Raw genomic sequence first — 22,008 nt, 5'->3', positions numbered from 1 at the left:
AGATTACCTCATCACTGCTTGAGTTTTGGATCGAATGCATCGCGTAAACCATCACCCATCAGGTTAAACGCAAGCACCGTCAGTAAAATCGCCAGTCCTGGGAAAGTCACCACCCACCATGCACTCTGTGCAAACTGCAGCACATCAGACAGCATAGTTCCCCACTCAGGAGTTGGTGGCTGAGCGCCCATACCGAGGAAACCCAAAGCAGCCATATCTAAGATAGCATTCGAAAAACCTAAAGAGGCCTGTACAATCAATGGAGCCAAACAGTTAGGTAAAATATTCACAAACATTTGACGTATTGAGCCTGCACCAGCAACTCGAGAGGCCGTCACATAATCACGGTTCACTTCCACTAAAACGGCGGCACGCGTTAACCTGATATAGTGAGGTAAAGCAACAAAAGTCAGAGCAATAGACGCATTAACAATAGAAGGCCCAAAAATTGCGACTAAAACTAAAGCCAATAGCAAGCTAGGTAATGCCAACATGATATCAACTACACGCATGATTAGCGCATCAACAATACCACCGAAGTAACCTGCAATTACGCCAATGGTCACGCCCATTATCAAGGACAGCACGACAACCAAGCACCCAACTAATAAAGATAAACGAGCGCCATACATCAAGCGAGAAAGTAAATCACGCCCAACATCATCCGTTCCTAGAATAAACTGCCAGCTCCCACCCTCATCCCAAACTGGTGGAGCCAATAAAAAATCACGAAACTGTTCATCAGGGGCATGTGGTGCTAATACACCCGCAAAAATAGCAATTAGTACCATCAGGATGATATAAAACATCCCAACAACGGCCCCTTTATTACGTTTAAAATAATGCCAAAATTCTTGTAATGGTGTCATCGGCTGTGGGGCGCTGACAACAGTTGGCTCAGTAGATTGAGACATTTAGCGCTCCTTATTTTTTATGACGAATGCGTGGATTTACAATGCCATATAGCAAGTCGACCACTAAGTTAACAAAAATGATCAGCGTTGCCACGAGCAGTACGCCACCTTGTACGACAGGGTAGTCACGACGTTGCAGCCCTTCGATTAACCAACGTCCCAACCCAGGCCATGAGAAAATAGTTTCTGTTAAAATAGCGCCTGCTAACATGACGCCAACTTGTAAACCGATAACCGTTACAACGGGAAGTAAAGCGTTGCGTAGTGCGTGGATTAGGATCACGCGTGCACGGCCAAGGCCTTTCGCTCGCGCTGTTCGAATATAATCTTCGCCTAACACTTCCAACATTGATGAACGCGTCATGCGAACAATAACCGCCAGAGGGATCGTCCCTAATACAATAGAAGGCAATATCAAGTGCTCAACAGCATCAATAAAGTTACCTTCTTCACCCCAAATCCAAGTATCGATTAACATAAAACCGGTCAGTGGGTTTGAATCATCAAGGAAGACCATATCACTCACCCGCCCAGCAACTGGGGTGAGGTCTAATTGCACCGACACTAACATGATGAGCATAATCCCCCACCAAAATATCGGCATTGAATAACCCGTTAAAGAAAGACCAATCGCGGTGTGGTCAAAGATTGACCCACGTTTTACAGCGGCTAAAACCCCAACAGGGATACCAACAGAAACCGCAAAAATCATTGCACAAGTGGCTAATTCAACTGTCGCTAAAAAGCGAGGTAAAAACTCTTCCCAAACACCAATACGGCTTTTTAGAGAAATCCCTAAGTCACCATGAAATATCCCATTAACATAATGCAGATATTGCTTCCAAAGTGGCTGGTCAAGGCCTAACTCAGCCATTAAGTAGGCGTGCCTTTCAGGAGAGATCCCCCTCTCCCCAGCCATGATCATAACTGGGTCACCGGGGATCATGTGAACAAAAGCAAAAGTAAGTAGTGTGATACCGATAAACGTCGGGATCACAAGCCCCAATCGTCGGAGGATAAATTGCAGCATATCCTGAATCTCTTTAATAATGCCGTTGACGGCTCTTAGTCCGTTTGGCTACTCAGAAAATAAATTTTCCGGGTGCTCACAAACAACTGAACTTCTCTGTTTCTTCTAAGTCTTTGGGTTATTGATCCTTATGGGTGCTGCTTACAGCACGCTTAGATGCAAGAAACCGTTAACATGATTAATTTACAGACTACTTAATACAAAACTCACCGTGCAAAATTATCATCTAGAAGAATACCCCTTAGAGGAGAAAACGCCCCGCGCTGCAAATTAGCAACGAAGGGCATTAACAGATTAGATACGATTACTTCTCAATGTCGACGTTTTCGAAGTGATGTTTACCTAATGGATCAACCACATAGCCTTTCACTTCCTTACGTACAGGTTCAAACACCGTTGAGTGTGCAATGATAAGCGCAGGAGCCTGCTCATTCATTACGACTTGTGCCTGTTTATACAATTCGACGCGTTTGTCATGATCAGCCGTCTGACGTGCAGGTTGGATCAAGTTTTCAAAGCTTTGATTACACCATTTTGAATAGTTAGAACCTTGTTCTTTTGCTGCACAGCTAAATAATGTTGCGAAGAAATTATCAGGGTCACCATTATCACCAGTCCAACCCATCATCACGGTTTGAGGCTCACCATCTTTCGCACGTTTGAGATATTCGCCCCACTCATAGCTCACAACTTTAGATTTAACACCGATCTTTGACCAATCCGCTTGGATCATTTCAGCCATACGGCGCGCATTTGGGTTATACGGACGTTGTACTGGCATTGCCCATAAATCAATCTCAAAGCCATTAGGGAAGCCTGCTTCTGCTAATAATGCTTTTGCTTTTTCAGGGTTATATTCATAATCCTTCACAGCGTCGTTATATCCCCACATTGTTGGCGGGATTAAGTTTTTCGCTTTCTGACCTGCGCCTTGATAAACCGCATCAATGATGGCGTCTTTATTCACTGCCATTGAGAGGGCTTGACGAACTTTTTGGTTATCCAGTGGTTTTTTCTCAACATTATATGAAAGATAGCCAACGTTCAGACCTGGCTGCTCCATCAATGTAATGTTTTTATCTTGCTTCATCCGCTCTAAGTCAGCCGGGTTTGGATATGGCATAACTTGGCATTCATTTTTTTGTAACTTAGCATAACGTACTGAAGCATCCGGCGTGATTGAGAAAACTAAGCGGTCAAGTTTCGGTTTTGTACCCCAATACTGATCATTGGCTTTATACAGAATACGAGAGTCTTTTTGGTATTGCTGTAAAACAAATGGGCCCGTCCCTATTGGGTTTAAGTCCACTTTTTCTGGCGTACCTGCTTTGAGCATTTGGTCCGCATATTCCGCAGAAAGGATTGATGCAAAGTCCATAGCCATATCCGCTAAGAATGGAGACTCAGGGCGAGTTAGCGTAATTTTTACTGTGTTATCATCAACTTTTTCAACTTTATCAATGATTTTGTCCATATCCATGCCCATAAAGTACTCATAGCTACCACCTGATACTTTATGATATGGGTGATTAGCGTCTTTTTGGCGCATAAATGTGTAGATCACATCATCTGCATTGAAGTCACGGCTTGGCTTAAATTGTTTATTAGAGTGCCATTTAACCCCTTTGCGTAAATGGAAGGTATATACCTTGCCATCATCACTTACTTCCCAGCTTTCAGCTAAGCCAGGTGCGATCTCTGTTGTCCCTAATTTAAATTCAACTAAACGGTTATATAATGGGATTGAACTTGCATCATACGTTGTTCCGGAAGTAAAGAGTTGAGGGTTAAAACCTTCAGGAGAACCTTCTGAACAATAAACTAATGTTTTTGCTTGTACTGAGGCCGATACAGCCAATGCTGCTAATGTTAACCCTACAGTAAGTAGACCTGTCTTTTTAATAGAGCGCATCTGTATGCTCCTATGTTGTTTTTGCTTAATGCCTAAACCCGTCATATAAATGACAGATGTAGTATCTGTATTTTTTGTTATTCATTGTGCAATTAATCAACTGTCACTCACTTCGTCAATAGCCGTATTTGCTACACACCCACAACTCTCGTAACATATTAGAAACATTTGTCACGCTAAATTAGCTTAATATATTACCAATCAAGACAAAAGGCAGACGTTATAACCACATTATTATTGATGATTAGTGTTTTATGTTTGAGCTATTTATTTTTATATTTGTGATTAAGTGCTGAATTAGTGAACGAATATAGCGTGCTATACGGAGGTATGCAAAATAAAACTCTAAAGGAAATAAAGTTAGAAACTATTTTAGTTTGTTATTATTTAGCTTGTTTTTCATGCAGACAAAAAACATTCAACTAAACAAGCTAAACATAATTTTAACTATTTGATAACTTAAAGAATAAAATCGCTATATGTCACTTTTTTATTTAATTAGACTGAATACAGAAAATGCTTTTATACCCACCATAAAAGATATAATTATCCAAAATTAAAATATATAGAATAAAAACAAATGGATACAGGAAAAACCAATTAAGTTAATAATGAAAACTGAATTTAATACCGGAACTGACTGTATTGAAAGCAAGCGGCTGAGATTGCCATAAAGGGGTATCAATGAATAAATGGTAAGACAAGCCCTTTAACTGACCTTTCGCGCCTATTTTACAGCCTAACAGTAGGTTCTCTTTCCAAAATGTCGCTCGGTCATTCGCCGTTGTTCCTAAGCCTAATGACGAATACAACTGTACATGTGGCCAAGGAGTCTGCCACCGCAGCTCATTGTGAAATTTTAAGCTATGATCCCCCATTTCAAAATGTTTTACCCCCGTAAGAAAACCACTCACACCGCCATTTCCTATGAATGTATCACGTTCTAATAAAGCATCTAGATTGGAACGACTTAACTGCACATCAAGTTGGCTTAGATAATAAAACGGCTGTATTTCTCTCAAGTTAGACAGTGAAAACTGAAAGATTTGTGCTTTATCCAAACCTGTCGTTTTTTGTGCATTAGCACCAAACCAATCTACCCCTTGTTTGTATTTTAAAGAAACAAGCGTATTCCCCTTTAAAAAATCAACCTGATGGGAAAATTCAGCAATAGCATAGCTCGCCAGACGTTTTTGCGTCTGTAAACGTAAGTCGGATAAAAAAGTATCACTTTTTTGAACTTGGCTACCAATACCGAATGAAGTAACTGCGTTTTCAGTGCGATTCAGTATGCGCTCAATTTGTAGCAATAAACCCCAGCTACGCTGTTGAAAAGGTAAATTAACATCATAATTTGTTATTACTACTTGGTTTTTATGGTACTCAGCAGATACAGAAAATAGCCAATAGTGGTATGGGAGAGAATATAACAATACCATTGATTTCATTTCGCTTCCGTTAAAAGCATTTAAGTGATGGTTAACCTCTGAATACAAAAAATCACTTCGTAGTAAAGGATTTGCAAGCATCCATATATGGCTTATAACATTAGTCGTTTGCCCAGCAGCCCTGTGAGCTTCATAAGAAATCACCCCATTTAATGCACGGCGTTGCTGGCCAACAACGATAACTTGAGTGGCATTTTTATCGACGTCATCAGGCACTAGATTTATATGAAATGGAAGTAAAGATACATTCTGTAAATTAGATAAGCCTTGTTCAATATGGCGGAGATTTAATAGATCCCCTGGCTTCAGTGGAAAAATAGATAATAAAGAGCGATCTTTGTTTTTTTCATTTTGGTAACTCACCGCAGAGATAGTCCCCTCAACGATTTTTATACGCAAAATACCAAACAAAAATGTTTGCTCAGGATAGTATAAATATGAGGTTAAATAACCTGCGCGGACAAGGTCAGCTGTAATATAATCGGCATACTCCAATAGCTTACGATCATCAACGCATTGCCCTTCAATTTGCTGCCTCCATGCATTAATACGTCTTGGCTCTACTTTAGTTAACCGCTGGGAATTTACCAAATGAACTTGATTAATAAGAATGCATTGCGCGGTATTAATAGGTTGAGTTATAGCGGAACTATAAGCGTGAGAAGTAACAAGAATATATAACCCTAACAATAAAAAACGAATGTGTTTTGGTACAACGTATTTTGCTTTCATTAACAGGTCCTTGTCATGAAAAACTGTTTTATTAGCTAAAACCACCCTAATAGAGGGAGTTGCCAGCAAAAAATACGTAACCCATGAGATATTCTCAAACCGTATGCTTTTATCTATATCAGCAGAATCTAGGTGTTGGATGCAAGTAAAGTTATTCTTAAAAATGGAGAGGAAATGAGAAGTGCCATAAACGGAAAAACCCACCTCATTGAGGTGGGTTTTAAAATTTGGTCGGCGAGAGAGGATTCGAACCTCCGACCCACTGGTCCCAAACCAGTTGCGCTACCAAGCTGCGCTACTCGCCGAAAACGGTGTGAATAATACTGCCAAGAATGGGGGTCGTCAACCCATTTTTTATTAATTTGGCTCGAGTGCTGATAAAACCACCAAAATGGTAAGGTTTATAGGCAACTCACCTTATTTTACTAAAAAAATAAGCACTAAATTAATTTAGTGCTTATTTATCAAACAGATTAACTTTTATAAAAATAGCATCATAAAACCAGTTTATGGCCTAATTTTAAGTTATTGCAGTAAAGAAATATCTGCTACCTTTAAAAACAGCTCACGTAATTGGCTTAATAGCGTCAAACGGTTAACACGAACCGCTTGGTCTTCGTCCATTACCATCACATTTTCAAAGAATTCATCCACTACATCGCGTAAAGAAGCTAGCTCAGCTAATGCTTCTTGATAATTTCTTTGCGCAAACATTGGAGCAAGCTTTTCTTGTAGAACTACAACATGAGTTGCTAGTTTCACTTCTTCTGGTGTTTTCAGTACAGAAGCTAAGACAGTATCCGCTAATTTTTCTTCTGATTTACTCAGAATATTAGAAACACGCTTATTTGCCGCTGCAAGCGCTTGTGCTTCATCTAGCGTACGGAAGTGAGTCACAGCTTTCACTCGTGCATCGAAGTCAGCAGGTTGAGTTGGGTGACGAGCTAATACAGCTTGGATGGTATCAATGCTATAACCTAATTCTTGATACCAAGAACGGAATCGGCCAAGCATAAATTCGACCACATCATTAACGACGTCTTTATTCGTTAATTTATCGCCGTATAAACGAGCTGCTTCGGCGGTCATTTCAACGAGATCAAGCTGATAGCCTTTCTCAACGATAATGCGTAACACACCCAAAGCCGCGCGACGAAGAGCAAATGGGTCTTTATCACCTTTAGGGTGCTGCCCAATACCAAAGATACCGGCAAGTGTATCCATTTTCTCAGCAATGGCTAATGCAGCAGAAACATCAGTAGAGGGAAGTGCATCACCGGCAAAACGTGGTTGGTATTGCTCTTTCAGAGCCAATGCGACGTCTTCTGATTCACCATCATGCCGAGCATAATGCATACCCATTACACCTTGAGTATCTGTGAATTCAAACACCATATTGGTCATTAAGTCGCATTTAGCGAGTAAGCCAGCACGAGTCGCATGATTAACGTCTGCACCAATTTTATTGGCAACCCAACCCGATAGTGCTTCTAAACGGTCTGTTTTATCACGCAAAGTACCTAATTGCTTTTGGAATAGCACCGTTTCTAAGCGCGGTAAGTTGTCTTCTAAACGTTGCTTACGGTCAGTTTTAAAGAAAAACTCCGCGTCAGCTAAACGAGGGCGTACAACTTTTTCGTTACCTGAAATAATTTGTTGAGGATCAGAAGATTCAATATTCGCCACAAAGATAAAATTAGGCATTAATTTACCCGCATTATCATAGACGGGGAAATACTTCTGGTCACCTTTCATGGTATAAACCAATGCTTCAGATGGGACGTCTAAAAATTTCTCTTCAAACTTCGCCGTTAAAACAACTGGCCACTCAACCAATGAAGCAACTTCTTCAAGTAAACTATCAGTTAAATCAGCGTTACCACCTAAAGCTTGAGCCGCCTTTTCTGCATCCGCTTTGATTACGGCTTTACGCTCTTCGTAATCAGCCATCACTTTACCGCGTTCACGTAGGATAGCAGGATATTGCTCGGCGTTATCAATGGTGAATTCTGCTTCACCCATAAAACGGTGCCCACGAATTGTGCGCCCACTCTTAATACCTAAAATTTCACCCTCAATGACATCACTACCTAACAGCAATGTTACAGTGTGAACAGGGCGAACAAATTGGGTGTCTTTATCTGCCCAACGCATTAATTTAGGAATAGGTAGTTTAGCAAGTGAGCGGCTAACCATATCAACCAGTAGTTCATTCACGGCTTGCCCTTTAACTTGGGCACGATAAAGTAACCACTCGCCTTTATCGGTTGTTAAACGCTCAGCTTGGTCAACGGTGATACCACAGCCTCGAGCCCAACCTTCTGCGGCTTTAGTTGGTTGGCCATCAGGGCCAAAAGCCTGAGAAATAGCAGGACCACGTTTTTCAACCTCACGGTCAGGTTGGGAAGATGCTAAATCAGCAACTTTTAGTGCCAAACGACGGGGTGCAGCAAACCACGTTACCGCGCCATGCGCAATATTCGCGCTATCAAGTTCGCTGGTAAAATTTGCAGCAAATGATTCAGCTAATGAACGAAGAGCCTTCGGCGGTAACTCTTCGGTGCCGATTTCCACAAGGAAAGTCTGTTGAGTCATGACAGCCTCTTAATTCTTATGACACATAGGGAATCCAAGCGCTTCGCGTGAAGCATAATAAGCTTCAGCAACCCCTTTCGTCAGGGTGCGGATACGTAAAATATAGCGTTGGCGTTCAGTAACAGAAATAGCTTTACGCGCATCAAGTAAGTTAAAAGTATGAGCAGCTTTCAAGATACGTTCATAAGCCGGCAGTGGAAGTGGAGTTTCCAAAGCGAGCAGATGTTGAGCTTCTTTTTCATATTCTTCAAAGCATTTGAAAAGAAAATCAACATTTGCATATTCGAAGTTGTAAGTTGATTGTTCAACTTCATTTTGATGGTAAATGTCACCATAAGTGGTTTTGCCCAGCGGACCATCACACCATACAAGATCATATACGCTATCAACACCTTGGATGTACATCGCCAAGCGTTCCAAGCCATAAGTGATTTCGCCAGTCACAGGTTTACACTCAAGCCCACCCACTTGCTGGAAATAGGTAAATTGAGTCACTTCCATACCATTTAACCATACTTCCCAACCTAAACCCCAAGCCCCTAAAGTTGGGTTTTCCCAGTTATCTTCAACAAAGCGAATGTCATGAACAGTTGGGTCAACACCCAGCTCTTTTAAAGAACCGAGGTATAATTCTTGGATGTTATCTGGTGATGGTTTAATAATCACCTGAAATTGATAATAATGCTGCAAACGGTTTGGGTTTTCACCATAGCGGCCATCTGTTGGCCGGCGAGATGGCTGAACATAAGCCGCCGCAATAGGCTCAGGGCCTAATGCTCGCAAACATGTCATTGGGTGGGAGGTTCCTGCGCCGACTTCCATGTCCAGTGGTTGAACAATGGTACAGCCTTGGCGCGCCCAGTAATCCTGCAATGTCAGGATAAGACCTTGAAAGGTTTTGGTATCAAACTTTTGCATGTTAGATCCGCACGCGATACGTTAAATTAATGAAAGTACGTCAGTATACCCTTTGACCGCAAGATATACAGCATTGAATATGTCTGTATTTATTCTAAAAATAAAAAAAAATACTTTCACCCCTTTTAAGCTGGTTATTTATACAGTATAAATATCTCATTTTTAAAAAAGATTAATATGATTGTAAAAAGGATGAAAAATGAATACAGCATCAACACGTTGCCATTGGGTTAATAAAGACCCTGAATATATTGCTTATCATGATCATGAATGGGGCAAACCAACCCATGATAACCAAGCCCTGTTCGAAATGATCTGCCTTGAAGGGCAACAAGCAGGTCTTTCTTGGTACACTATTTTGAAAAAACGCCAAGGTTATCGGGAATTATTCTATCAATTTGATCCTAAAAAAATCGCCTTGATGAACGACAGTGATATAGAACGCCTTATGCAAGAGCCCCGTATTATCCGTAATAGGTTAAAAATTAAAGCGATAATTGCCAACGCAAAAGCCTATTTAGCAATGAAAGAAAGCGGAGAGGACTTTTCCACTTTTCTTTGGCAATTTGTTAATGGCCAACCTATTGTCAATGGCTGGGAAAACTCGTCCCAAGTCCCCGCCGAAACAGAACTTTCTATGCTGCTTTCTAAAGCGCTCAAAAAACGTGGGTTTAAGTTTGTCGGTTCAATTACTTGTTATGCCTTTATGCAAGCCACTGGCATGATAAATGACCATTTAATACATTGTTGCCAGTTTAAATAAATTAGTGTTTATGGATGATACTTAGCGTATAAAAAGAAAAAGAAACTATCAAACCATTAACATCGCAGAATTTTCATCCATTAATTTATCCATTACCAGATATTTAAATCACAAATATATGCAAATGAGCGGTTGAACTCTAAGGTTCAGCAGAGTATGTTTTAAATCCTATTAACAATTTATATAGACATATGTGAATAAATGCGATGATATTCTCTAAATTTGGTAATAAATTTGCTCAAAATTCAGGTATTTCATTATTAATGAAAGACTTGAATGAAGGCATAAGAACCCCCGGCTCCATAATGTTAGGGGGAGGGAACCCAGCTCATATCCCTGAAATGGACAAGTATTTCCAAGATCTGTTAACTGAAATGTGTGCTAATGGCCAATTGACGGACACTTTATGTAATTATGATGGTCCTCAAGGCAAAGATGCCATGTTGAAAGCGCTTGCTGCAACACTAAAAGCAAAACTAGGTTGGAATATTAGTGCGAAGAATATCGCTCTATCAAATGGTAGCCAAAGTGCGTTTTTCTACCTATTTAACTTGCTAGCTGGTCGCTTTGAAGATGGTATCACCCGTAAAGTTCTATTTCCTTTAGCGCCTGAATATGTGGGTTATGCGGATTCTGGGCTCGACGATGATTTATTTGTCGCCAACAAACCGCAAATTGAATTTCTACCTAATGGTCAATTTAAATACCGTGTGGATTTCAATACACTAGAAGTCACTGATGATATTGGTGTTATTTGTGTTTCTCGTCCAACAAACCCAACTGGTAATGTAATTACCGATGAAGAAGTTGAACACTTAGATCAATTAGCTAAACAAAATAACATTCCACTATTAATAGATAATGCTTATGGTGTTCCTTTTCCAGGTATTATATTCAGTGAAGCCACACCATTTTGGAATGAAAATGTCATTCTGTGTATGAGCTTATCTAAACTTGGTTTACCGGGGACTCGTTGCGGTATTATCATCGCGAATGAAGAAATCATAGAAGCCGTCAGTAACATGAATGGCATTATTAGCTTAGCTCCCGGTGGGATTGGGCCTGCCCTAGCTTTAGAGATGCTGAAAAAAGACGACCTTATATCGCTGTCCCAAAATGTCATAGGGCCTTTTTACAAACAACGTGTAGAAGAGGCAATTGACATCATTCGCCGTTATATCCCTGAAGATAAGTGCTTAATACATAAGCCTGAAGGGGCTATTTTCCTGTGGCTATGGTTTAAAGATTTACCTATTAATTGTTTAGAATTATACCAACGCTTGAAAAAACGGGGGGTCTTAATGGTTCCCGGCCACTACTTTTTTCCTGGTATCGAGCAAGATTGGCCACATGCACACCAATGTATGCGTATGAACTATGTTCCTGAACCCGCAAAAATTGAACAAGGCATTAAAATACTGGCTGAAGAATTAGAAAAAGCTTATCAAGAAGTCACTTCTTAAATTGAAGTAAAAAAAAGCCCTTTCAATGATAGAAAGGGCTAAAATTAGCGAGAACTCCGTAATTGAAATCAAATTTATTTTTCAATACGAATATCATTCAAAACTATTAAAACAGGTTTTAGACTTGGTGATTGCTTGAACAACGGTACTTTTTATCTCTATATATCGTGATACTAACTATTATTTTTTATGTACCTTATCAATCACAGCCCTTCTAACTCACCCTATCAAATTGAAAAATATATATTTATTTTATAAGAAAACGCTAAACTGCCCAAAATAAGATTGCAAGTAATTGAGGAGAAATAATCCTTAAAAACATCGCCAATGGATATACTGTCGCATAAGATAATGCAGGGGCACCACTCGTCGGGTGAATACCATTTGCAAATGCCAGTGCCGGAGGGTCAGTCATCGAACCCGCTAATACCCCACAAAGGCTTAAATAATTCATTTTGCCAAAAATTCGGGCAACGACCCCCGTAATAAATAAAGGCACAAACGTAATCAACAAACCATAGCCAATCCACGTTAACCCATCACCTTTAATTAAGGTATCAATAAACCCACCACCAGAATTTAGCCCCACCACAGCTAAAAACATCACAATACCGAGCTCCCTTAAAGCAAGGTTAGCGCTCGGTGGCATAAACCAATATAAGCGGCCAATAGTCCCTATCCGGCCTAAAATTAATGCGACAACCAGCGGCCCACCAGCTAAACCTAATTTAAGTGCGGCAGGAAAACCTGGTACAAAAACGGGAATAGACCCCAATACAACCCCAAGACCAATACCAAGAAAGACTGGAAGCATTTGTACTTGTTGAAGCTTTTGTTTCGCATTACCTAATAAAGCAGTCACCGCTTCAATAGATTCAGGCCGTCCAACAATATTTAGAATATCGCCAAACTGTAAAACTGAATTATTATTTGCCACCAAATCAATACCTGTACGATTTAGGCGTGTAACCACAACATCATATTTTTGTTTTAAATTTAGCTCTTTAAGCCGTTTACTTAGTACAGCATCATTGGTCACTACCACTCTGACAGAATGTAAAGTTGAATTTGATGTCGATAACGAGGCATCGACTTCTTCACCCAAAATTAAACGAACTTTGTTTAAATCTTCTTTCTGACCAACAACATGAAGTAAATCACCCAAGTGAATCTCTGTTGTTGGTTGAGGGACAACAAGCATATCGCCACGCTTTAACCTTGAACAAACAATGGCTTCACTACCAAGCAATGGAACATCTTGCATCATCAAACCATCAAGATTCGCGTTACGAATAGCAATGTTCATTGTTTGTAGGGCATCGCGCTGTTGAAAATTAGAGCTATTGAATGCAGACGCTTCTTTATCCACTGAAATTCGAAAGATAATTCGTACAAGCCACATCACCAATAAAATACCGCAAATCCCCATAGGATATGCCATGGCATACCCCATTCCCATTTGGTCAACAAGATTTGGGTCTGAGCCTAAATCTGTTAAAATTTGCTGCCCTGCCCCCAGAGATGGAGTATTGGTTACTGCGCCTGAGAAAATACCTAATATGATTGGCAAAGGAATATTAGCGACTTTATAAATAATTGCGGTTACAACAGCCCCTAATACAACGACCATCAATGCAAAGCCATTAAGCTTCAAGCCCGAAACTCGAAGCGAAGAGAAAAAACCGGGTCCAACTTGAATACCTATCGTGTATACAAAAAGTATTAAGCCAAACTCCTGAATAAAATGCAGCATGTCTTTATTGAGTTGTAAACCATAACTTTGAGCAAAGTGCCCAACGATGATCCCTCCAAAAAGGACACCTCCGATACCTAACCCAACATTACGGATTTTCCAATTACCAATCCATAATCCAAGCGCGGCAGCCAACGCCAACAAACTTACAGTAAGAGCTAATTCACTCATAGACCGCATCCTTTTGACGATAAGTAACCCATTACCTCAACCTAAATAGGCGAGAAAACATACTACTGAATCGATTATGCCAAATAGCACAGCAGTAATATGTGCCATAGAGCACAGTTCAGGATGAATTAAAATGGCTATTTATTTGAGTTTTCAATCTGATAACAAATATAGAATAGTAAACCTTTATTCTTTAACGTTATTCACAGTCTATATAGATACACAAAGAATAAACAACCTCAGCTAATACTTAAAAATAATGCATTAACATAAAAAATATATCTTGTTAAATTCGATAATAATATCGCTCTGTCATTGTGAATTTTTTGTTTTTAGTTATTATAACTACAAGTTAGAACTAACAAACCAATTTAGGTTAACTAGCATATGTCGAGTTTAATTTCAGCACGGTTACTTACCCTTATAATACCTGTTATTTTAAGTGGTTGTTCAAGTATTATGACTCATGCCGGCCCTTCAGAAGGCTATTATCCGGGTTCTAAAAATAGTATTAAAATGATTAAAGATGATGAGACAGGTTGGGTTGTTAGGCCGCTACTTGCTATTGACCTTCCATTTTCTTTCATAATGGATACCCTTTTAATTCCATTAGACTATTCTAGGTCGAATAACGACTCAAAAGAAGATTCCCCCAAAAAGCGCTTGGAAGAATTAGATAAAAAAACAATAAATTAATGAATTTATTTAATGTTACCTGTTTTTTAATGGTAATGACTTAATTTAAATAATTATATACCCACTAGTTTTATGGGATTTTTGTAAACTTAAAGGCAACTAACAACCTATTTTTTATAATAGTTTTGATTAGAATTATCTTTTTATTGGGTCAAAGTAATTAAACTATAGATGCTTATTTATATAGCCTAAATTAAATGTTATCTTCCTACTTTGACGAGAAATAACAACAGAATAAAATAAAGCAAATTATGAATAAAAAAGTTAACTAGAACATTTTTATTCATAATAATAGTGAATACCTTACTAAAATTTAACAAGATAACCCTGTTTCTACGATATAAATTTGCCTGAAACCATCTAGGTCACGCATAAAAGCAATCAGTTTATTGTTAGGAGAAAAAACAACAGCATCTGCTACTGGAGGTTGCTGGGTTCTCTCTGTTAATCTTTCTATAGCCCCAGATGCAACATGACAACGAACTACACTGTTATCCCAGATAAAAGCGATATACTCACCAGTGCTATCCCAATTAAATGCTGATTGAATTGGAGATAAGCTATGAGTAATTTGTAATATTCCCCCTGTAAGTGTATCTACTAAATATAACTGAGCATTACCGTGGTCGTCTGCCATCAAACAGGCGATTGATTGACCATTCGGTGAGGCTCTAAGCCAATGCCTTGGCTGCTTTGCTAGCCCTGGGAACTTTCTGTGATGTGTAAAGGTTAAACGCCTTTGAGACACCCCTTTTGGTGGAAAGGGCATCCGTGACTCCGTGCCTTGAATGGGGAACTCCCCTGCTATTGTGTATTTTTCAGGCTTTGCTGGGAGATCAACAAGATAAACCTCTGGCACAATGTCCCCATTTATAGAATGGGTATCACCAATAAATGCTAATGCCCTTTCTTGCCACTCCCCATTGCTTTTTTGATACCCTCTAACCCCGACCCACCCCTCTTCATATGCTCGGCTAATTTGATCGCTATTTGGCGCAGGCTCTAATGTGGTTTGCGTTACTACGCAACAGAAATAATCCCCATTATATTCCCTACAATGCTGTTTCACAGCGACCTCAACAGGCCCAGCTGGAACGGCTACAGCTACATTCCGTTGGTCTAATTTTGCATCTAATTCATGCATTACATGGTCGTTATAGGTAAAACTCAGCCATTTTCCATCAGGACTAAAAACATGTACATGAGTGCCTCCCCTTAACGCCCCCACTAAATAAGGAGGTGTAATACACATGGCATCAATAGGATAGGCAACATTTAGCTGTTCATCATGAACGTATACTCCTCGACGATGATGAAAGTCATACTGCCAATGCTCATCTGGATATTCAGGGCCGTGTATAAAGGCATATTTGGCCGGTGAATTTGGGCTGACAGTAACAACACCGACATGAGCCCCGTGACTCGCACGATAAATCTCAACCAGTTGTAACGTATTTACATGAATTTTTTCTATCGATAAACCAGTAAAAGAGCTCCCGCTTGGACGGACATCATAAGCTAACCATTCGCTATCAGGCGTCCATACATTAATATTAGTCAGCTGATGACATCTATTATCATAGGTTAAACGTGTTTCTTTATAAGGTAATTTGCTATTCAATCTGTTATCCTTTGGCATCATTAACTATCACTATCGGATTACTTTAACTAATCTACCCTATTGAGTACTAGAAAATCTCAGTCGAGAAGTTATTAAAGTAATAATACCCTTTAGTAATAACCTTAGCATCGAATAAAACCATCATGTTATTAAGTGTACTTTATATCATTGGTATCACCGCCGAAGCCATGACTGGGGCGCTTGCTGCTGGTCGGAGAAAAATGGACGTCTTTGGCGTCATCATTATTGCATCTGCCACTGCGATTGGCGGTGGCTCCGTCCGTGATATTTTACTTGGTCACTACCCTCTTGGTTGGGTCGAACACCCAGAGTATATTCTGACTGTTGCTGGAGCCGCTATTGTAACAATTTGGATAGCTCCGATGATGAAACACTTAAGACGGTTATTTTTAATTTTGGATGCTATCGGGCTTATTGTTTTTTCTATACTTGGCGCTCAAATTGCGTTAGATATGAATTACAGCCCAATCATTGCAGCAATCGCCGCAGTGATTACTGGTGTTTTTGGTGGTGTTTTAAGAGACATGTTGTGTAATACCATACCTTTAGTGTTCCAAAAAGAAGTCTATGCGGGTGTCTCTTTTGCCGCTGCTTGGATTTACATCGGTTTGGTGCATACCCCACTCCCCAAAGATATTGTCGTTATCATTACCCTTGTTGTTGGCTTAAGTGCTAGGTTAATAGCAATTCGCTATCGCCTTGGGCTGCCCATTTTTAATTATGAAAGCCAAGATTAAATACCTCTATAACCAAACTTCTCGCCCCAAAGTGAACTGAACGACGGGGCTCTGCCGTATGTTGAATAACAACTTTTGAGTGATTACTTACTCCCCATTAACAACACTAAATTAAGGGGAGTTTACTTGTCTACCCGCCAACACTTGTAGAATCAATTGGACTTCAGGCTCTGCTAACCATTTGCTAAGTTTTTTCTTTTGATTGGCGGTTAATTTCATTTTGTTAATCACAGATTGGTTATCCAACATTTTCAAATCAGTAATTCGCCCTATATATTCTTTTGGTAAAGGGATCGCTAGCCCCCTTAACCATGCAGAAAGTGGTTGGACACTGGCCAATCTTAATTGCTCAATTAATAACTGATTTCTTTTATTTTTAGGTAAACTATTTTGCCATGACTCTGATAGCCATGTTGTTAGCTGAGTGAGGTTATTATGAGTGACCCACTGCTGCCATGTGGCTTCACTGATCCCTTTCATATTTAATTGCTTACCTAACCAAACGAGCCTCGCAACAAACTGTTGCAGGCAAGACCTCGTATAAGTAAAACAAGTTAATGAGTGGAATTGTATAAAATTGGTGGTATCAGGATAAAGTCGTTCTTCTCGCCGCCAAACAACTTCTTCAATTTTCGGTGTCCCCAACCCTGAAAGGGAGACAAGGACTTTATCTCCGACTAACAAATCACGTTTTTTCCATGAAGACAGCGACCCTAGACTTACCCTAGAAATTTTTTTTGAATCAATCGTCACTGGGCTAATGACTGCGACAACACTGACCCGCCCTGTTCGACCTACTTTGAACTGTAATTCGACGATACCTGACAACGTGCTACGAAACGGGTATTTCCACGCTATCGCCCAACTATTTTGCTTAGCCTGCCAAGCCTGTGCGCTTGGGGCAGGGAAACTTTTTAATACTATGCCGTCGGTTACGAAAGGTAATTTACTTTGATAGTAATATTCACGTAATTGCTTAACGTCAGCTTTACTTTCAATCTTATGGCTATATTGCTCTGCAAGTGGGAAGCCGATTTTAGAAAGTAATGACAGCTGTGCTTTGGGGTCAGTATTTCCCGATGGCCACGCCCAAATGAAAATGCCAATATTATTTTCATTGGATGTTGGCAAATTTTTTCGCATTAACCACCCAGCGACTTTATTTCTCGCATTTATTCCCCCATATTCTGCTTGAATATGTTCATGCATTTGCCAAAAAAGCTCCCCCTGAAGGATTAATGTCCCCTGATGTTTAATTTTTTTAGGTACTGTAGGGATAAAATCCGCTTTTGCTCGCCACTCTATGCCTTCAAGGTTATTACCTCTACTTATCATTGAAATAAGTTGCCTATTTTCATAAACCAAGCTGACTGCTACACCATCGATTTTTGGTTGAAGCCAAATATCCTTGCGTGTATTTATCCAGTTATAGACTTCTCGTTCATTAAGTTTTTTTAACCCTGTATGGGGGATTGGGTGTTTAGCCAATAACACTTTTTCAGGAAGAGGGACAGGGGGAAGTTTTTCTGAAAGCTGGCGACACCGCTGCATAGAGCGCCATAGGTTGAGTAATTGGTCATAGGCTTCATCACTAATTGGGCTACTACCTGATAACTGATAAGCCTGATCCCACTTCTGTAATTGTCCCCCTAACCTATTACTCTCTTGAGCTATTAAGGTGAGGTTTTTTGCTTCGCACAGTCCGTCAACTGAATGATTACTCGCCGCCTGCACCACATTTACACCAACCACTAACCCAACAATTAATTTGCTTAGCCTATAAACTAAAACCAATATATACCTACAGATAATAGAAAACATAAACATTCCTTGTCGTTATCCACCGATGACGGTGCCTTCATTTAGCTCTTTTCTACCCCCTTAAGCATGAAGCTATTTTTTGTAGCACTCATATCAAAATGCCGTTATTTGCAAAAGTCTTCGCAAAAAAAATGTGATTTTCATAAGTAAAAGACTAATTTCTGGAACCGGCTCACAACTTGATCGCAAATTAAATATTTTTATCTAAAATTCATGGTTTATTGTTATCGCTGCATGTTAGCGCAAGTATGTGTATACTATGTCGGGTTTATCACCATCTTTTATGTTTAATCCTCGACTATTCAAGAAATCATCATGATACAAGGCACGTTATATATTGTTTCTGCGCCTAGCGGTGCGGGTAAATCAAGTCTCATTCAGGCTTTATTAAAAACACAACCATTGTATGACACTCAAGTTTCTGTTTCTCATACAACACGAGCAGCACGTCCTGGGGAAGTTCATGGCGAACACTATTTCTTTGTATCTGAAGCTGATTTTTTAGGTATGGTCGAAAAAGGTGAGTTCTTAGAACATGCTTGTGTTTTTGGTAATTATTATGGAACGTCTAAACCTATCATCGAAGATGTCCTAAATAGTGGTGTCGATGTTTTTTTAGATATTGATTGGCAGGGAGCGCAACAAATTAGGGCAAAAATGCCTGAAGCCCGTAGTATTTTTATTCTCCCTCCATCAAAAGATGAGTTATATCGCAGGTTACGAGGCCGTGGGCAAGACAGCGATGAAGTGATTGAAAAACGGATGTCGCAAGCAGTAGGTGAAATTGAACATTTCAACGAGTATGATTACCTTATTGTTAATGATGATTTCAACACGGCATTAAGTGATTTACAATCTATCATCCGAACTGAACGTTTGAAATTAGAGCGCCAAGTTCAAAGACATGGTGCTTTAATCAGCAAATTACTAGCAGACTGAGAATAGTTTCAGTATCATATCAGGTCATTTTTTTATTTCTTTGGAGTAGCACACTTATGGCACGCGTAACTGTTCAAGACGCAGTAGAGAAAATTGGTAACCGTTTTGACCTCGTATTGGTCGCAGCACGTAGAGCTCGTCAGTTACAAACGGGCGGAAAAGACCCTTTAGTTCCTGAAGAAAACGATAAATATACTGTTATCGCGTTACGTGAAGTAGAAGAAGGCTTAATCAACGGTCACATTTTAGATGTGCGTGAGCGCCAAGAGCAGCAAGAGCAAGAAGCGGCTGAAATGCAGGCAGTTTCTGCAATCGCTGAAGGTCGTCGCTAATCACTAAGGTGGGTCTGCCTTGTATCTGTTTGAAAGCCTTAATTTAGTCATTCAAAAGTATCTCCCTAAAGAACAAGTTGAATTACTAAGAAAAGCCTATGTTGTCGCGCGGGATGCCCATGAAGGACAGACCCGCTCGAGTGGTGAGCCTTATATAACTCACCCAGTTGCTGTTGCTTGTATTCTTGCTGAAATGCGGCTGGATCATGAAACACTTATGGCAGCGCTACTTCATGATGTGATTGAAGATACTCCAGCGACATTCCAAGATATAGAAGAGCTGTTTGGTACCACGGTGGCCGGTTTGGTCGAAGGGGTATCCAAACTAGACAAGCTTAACTTTCGCGACAAAAAAGAAGCTCAAGCAGAAAACTTCCGCAAAATGATCATGGCGATGGTAAAAGACATCCGGGTCATTTTGATCAAACTGGCAGACCGCACTCACAATATGCGCACCTTAGGGTCTTTAAGGCCTGATAAACGCCGTCGCATTGCTCGTGAAACCCTTGAAATCTATAGCCCTTTAGCTCATAGATTGGGTATACATCATATAAAAACAGAGCTCGAAGAACTCGGTTTTGAAGCGTTATATCCTAACCGTTACCGCGTAATCAAAGAAGTTGTAAAAGCGGCTAGAGGTAACCGTAAAGAGATGATCCAAAAAATCCTCTCTGAAATTGACGGTCGCCTAACCGAAGCTGGTGTACCTTGCCGAGTCAGTGGGCGGGAAAAGCACCTTTATTCCATCTATCGTAAAATGCACCAAAAAGAGCAGCGTTTCCATTCCATCATGGATATCTATGCTTTCAGGGTTATTGTCAAAGATGTGGATACTTGCTACCGCGTGTTAGGCCAAATGCATAGTCTATATAAGCCACGTCCGGGGCGTATAAAGGACTATATTGCTATTCCTAAAGCTAACGGCTATCAATCGCTACATACCTCTCTAATTGGGCCTCACGGGGTACCTGTTGAAGTACAAATTCGTACTGAAGACATGGACCAAATGGCTGAAATGGGGGTTGCTGCACACTGGGCTTATAAAGAACAAGGTGAACAAGGCACTACAGCGCAAGTTAGAGCACAGCGCTGGATGCAAAGTTTGCTTGAATTACAACAAAGTGCGGGCAGTTCATTTGAGTTTATTGAAAGCGTTAAATCAGACTTATTCCCTGATGAAATTTACGTTTTTACACCGGAAGGGCGAATTGTTGAATTACCGACCGGAGCAACGCCTGTTGACTTTGCGTATGCCGTGCATACTGATATTGGCCATGCCTGCGTAGGCGCCCGTGTTGACCGCCAGCCTTATCCTCTATCACAGTCACTCACTAGTGGTCAAACTGTCGAAATCATTACTGCTCCTGGTGCGCGGCCAAATGCAGCTTGGCTTAATTTTGTCGTGAGTTCGAAGGCTCGCGCCAAAATACGCCAATTATTAAAGAATTTAAAACGTGAAGATTCTATCAACTTAGGTCGCCGTTTACTGAATCACGCTTTAGGAGCCGGAAATAAATTAGCGGATATCCCCCAAGGGAACATCGATGCTGAACTGGCACGCATGAAACTACACTCAATTGATGACCTACTGGCAGAAATCGGGTTGGGGAATGCAATGAGCGTAGTCGTTGCCCGTAATTTACAAAATAACGCTCAAACGACACCTGAAGAACAACCTGTCGTAGAAAGTCGCAACAAATTATCAATCAAAGGGGCTGATGGCGTTTTAATTACTTTCGCCAAATGTTGCCGCCCTATTCCCGGCGACCCAATTGTCGCACATATCAGTCCCGGTAAAGGTTTGGTTATCCACCATGAATCTTGTCGCAATATACGCGGTTATCAAAAAGAACCCGATAAATTTATGCCGGTCGACTGGGATAACGACACTAATACCGATTTCATCGCTGAAATTAAAGTGGATATGATCAACCACCAAGGTGCTCTTGCAAACTTAACTGCCGCAATCAATGATGCAAACTCTAGTATTCAAAGTATGAATACTGAAGAAAAAGATGGTCGCGTGTATTGTGCCTTTATCCGCCTAACAACTAAAAACCGTGTTCAATTGGCGAATGTCATGCGTAAAATTCGTATCATGCCAGATGTCCTACGTGTTAGCCGAAACCGTAATTAACTACT

Annotated in this window: 16 protein-coding genes and 1 tRNA gene; 7 read left to right on the top strand and 10 right to left on the bottom strand. The window is 40.3% G+C overall.

From position 1 onward, the window contains the following. Window positions 1-11: 11 nt before the first annotated feature. The 7 genes from dppC to glyQ all read right to left on the bottom strand — a co-directional run bounded on the left by dppC (window position 12) and on the right by glyQ (window position 9,549). Window positions 12-914: a dipeptide ABC transporter permease DppC gene (gene dppC, locus ABE954_RS01710; RefSeq protein WP_042847657.1), complete on the bottom strand. Its 903-nt coding sequence runs from the start codon at window positions 912-914 to the stop codon at window positions 12-14. 10 nt (window positions 915-924) lie between these two features. After that, window positions 925-1,944 carry a dipeptide ABC transporter permease DppB gene (gene dppB, locus ABE954_RS01705; protein ID WP_048605437.1) on the bottom strand — a complete coding sequence of 340 codons (1,020 nt, stop codon included), beginning with the start codon at window positions 1,942-1,944 and terminating at the stop codon, window positions 925-927. A 304-nt stretch (window positions 1,945-2,248) separates the two neighbouring features. Beyond that, on the bottom strand, window positions 2,249-3,856 hold the full coding sequence (gene dppA, locus ABE954_RS01700; protein WP_042847660.1) for a dipeptide ABC transporter periplasmic-binding protein DppA: 1,608 nt from the start codon (window positions 3,854-3,856) through the stop codon (window positions 2,249-2,251). A 605-nt stretch (window positions 3,857-4,461) separates the two neighbouring features. Continuing rightward, window positions 4,462-6,036 carry a ShlB/FhaC/HecB family hemolysin secretion/activation protein gene (locus tag ABE954_RS01695; RefSeq protein ID WP_166686798.1) on the bottom strand — a complete coding sequence of 525 codons (1,575 nt, stop codon included), beginning with the start codon at window positions 6,034-6,036 and terminating at the stop codon, window positions 4,462-4,464. 228 nt (window positions 6,037-6,264) lie between these two features. Then, window positions 6,265-6,341, bottom strand: a tRNA-Pro gene (locus ABE954_RS01690). Between the two features lie 220 nt (window positions 6,342-6,561). After that, window positions 6,562-8,631: a glycine--tRNA ligase subunit beta gene (gene glyS / locus ABE954_RS01685; protein ID WP_042847662.1), complete on the bottom strand. Its 2,070-nt coding sequence runs from the start codon at window positions 8,629-8,631 to the stop codon at window positions 6,562-6,564. A 9-nt stretch (window positions 8,632-8,640) separates the two neighbouring features. Beyond that, entirely contained in the window at window positions 8,641-9,549 is a 909-nt protein-coding gene (gene glyQ, locus ABE954_RS01680; protein WP_004262647.1) for a glycine--tRNA ligase subunit alpha, read from the bottom strand. A gap of 199 nt (window positions 9,550-9,748) precedes the next feature. Between glyQ and ABE954_RS01675 the strand changes: the two genes are divergently transcribed. Continuing rightward, window positions 9,749-10,312 (top strand): DNA-3-methyladenine glycosylase I, encoded by a 564-nt coding sequence (locus ABE954_RS01675; protein WP_042847664.1) that lies wholly within the window; start codon window positions 9,749-9,751, stop codon window positions 10,310-10,312. Between the two features lie 206 nt (window positions 10,313-10,518). Next, a complete protein-coding gene (locus ABE954_RS01670) occupies window positions 10,519-11,775 on the top strand; it encodes a valine--pyruvate transaminase (protein WP_042847666.1) in 1,257 nt (418 codons plus the stop codon). Between the two features lie 265 nt (window positions 11,776-12,040). Here the strand turns inward: ABE954_RS01670 and ABE954_RS01665 are convergent, their stop codons facing one another. After that, on the bottom strand, window positions 12,041-13,699 hold the full coding sequence (locus ABE954_RS01665; RefSeq protein WP_042847668.1) for a putative transporter: 1,659 nt from the start codon (window positions 13,697-13,699) through the stop codon (window positions 12,041-12,043). Between the two features lie 387 nt (window positions 13,700-14,086). Between ABE954_RS01665 and ABE954_RS01660 the strand changes: the two genes are divergently transcribed. Continuing rightward, the gene (locus tag ABE954_RS01660; protein WP_042847670.1) at window positions 14,087-14,395 is read left to right on the top strand and encodes a YceK/YidQ family lipoprotein; all 309 of its coding nucleotides are present in this window, start codon (window positions 14,087-14,089) and stop codon (window positions 14,393-14,395) included. Between the two features lie 313 nt (window positions 14,396-14,708). Here ABE954_RS01660 and ABE954_RS01655 read toward each other — a convergent pair whose 3' ends face one another. Further along, on the bottom strand, window positions 14,709-16,037 hold the full coding sequence (locus ABE954_RS01655) for a DUF3748 domain-containing protein (RefSeq protein ID WP_048605442.1): 1,329 nt from the start codon (window positions 16,035-16,037) through the stop codon (window positions 14,709-14,711). Between the two features lie 122 nt (window positions 16,038-16,159). On the opposite strand from ABE954_RS01655, the gene ABE954_RS01650 reads away from it, so the two are divergent. Beyond that, entirely contained in the window at window positions 16,160-16,774 is a 615-nt protein-coding gene (locus tag ABE954_RS01650; protein WP_042847674.1) for a trimeric intracellular cation channel family protein, read from the top strand. A gap of 111 nt (window positions 16,775-16,885) precedes the next feature. Here the strand turns inward: ABE954_RS01650 and ligB are convergent, their stop codons facing one another. Next, window positions 16,886-18,595, bottom strand: a complete 1,710-nt coding sequence (gene ligB / locus ABE954_RS01645; protein ID WP_371025707.1) for an NAD-dependent DNA ligase LigB — start codon at window positions 18,593-18,595, stop codon at window positions 16,886-16,888. 315 nt (window positions 18,596-18,910) lie between these two features. Between ligB and gmk the strand changes: the two genes are divergently transcribed. The 3 genes from gmk to spoT are packed head-to-tail and all read left to right on the top strand — an operon-like array spanning window position 18,911 to window position 22,003. Continuing rightward, window positions 18,911-19,534 carry a guanylate kinase gene (gene gmk / locus ABE954_RS01640; protein WP_042847679.1) on the top strand — a complete coding sequence of 208 codons (624 nt, stop codon included), beginning with the start codon at window positions 18,911-18,913 and terminating at the stop codon, window positions 19,532-19,534. 56 nt (window positions 19,535-19,590) lie between these two features. Next, window positions 19,591-19,866, top strand: a complete 276-nt coding sequence (rpoZ, locus tag ABE954_RS01635) for a DNA-directed RNA polymerase subunit omega (RefSeq protein ID WP_004262665.1) — start codon at window positions 19,591-19,593, stop codon at window positions 19,864-19,866. A 19-nt stretch (window positions 19,867-19,885) separates the two neighbouring features. Beyond that, window positions 19,886-22,003, top strand: a complete 2,118-nt coding sequence (gene spoT / locus ABE954_RS01630) for a bifunctional GTP diphosphokinase/guanosine-3',5'-bis pyrophosphate 3'-pyrophosphohydrolase (protein WP_129466948.1) — start codon at window positions 19,886-19,888, stop codon at window positions 22,001-22,003. Window positions 22,004-22,008: the final 5 nt, after the last annotated feature.

The sequence above is a fragment of the Providencia sp. TYF-12 genome (assembly GCF_041344805.1).
GTDB lineage: Bacteria > Pseudomonadota > Gammaproteobacteria > Enterobacterales > Enterobacteriaceae > Providencia > Providencia huashanensis.
The sequence above is the reverse complement of the archived record's forward strand: the minus strand, read 5'-3'. Positions and strand labels throughout refer to the sequence as shown.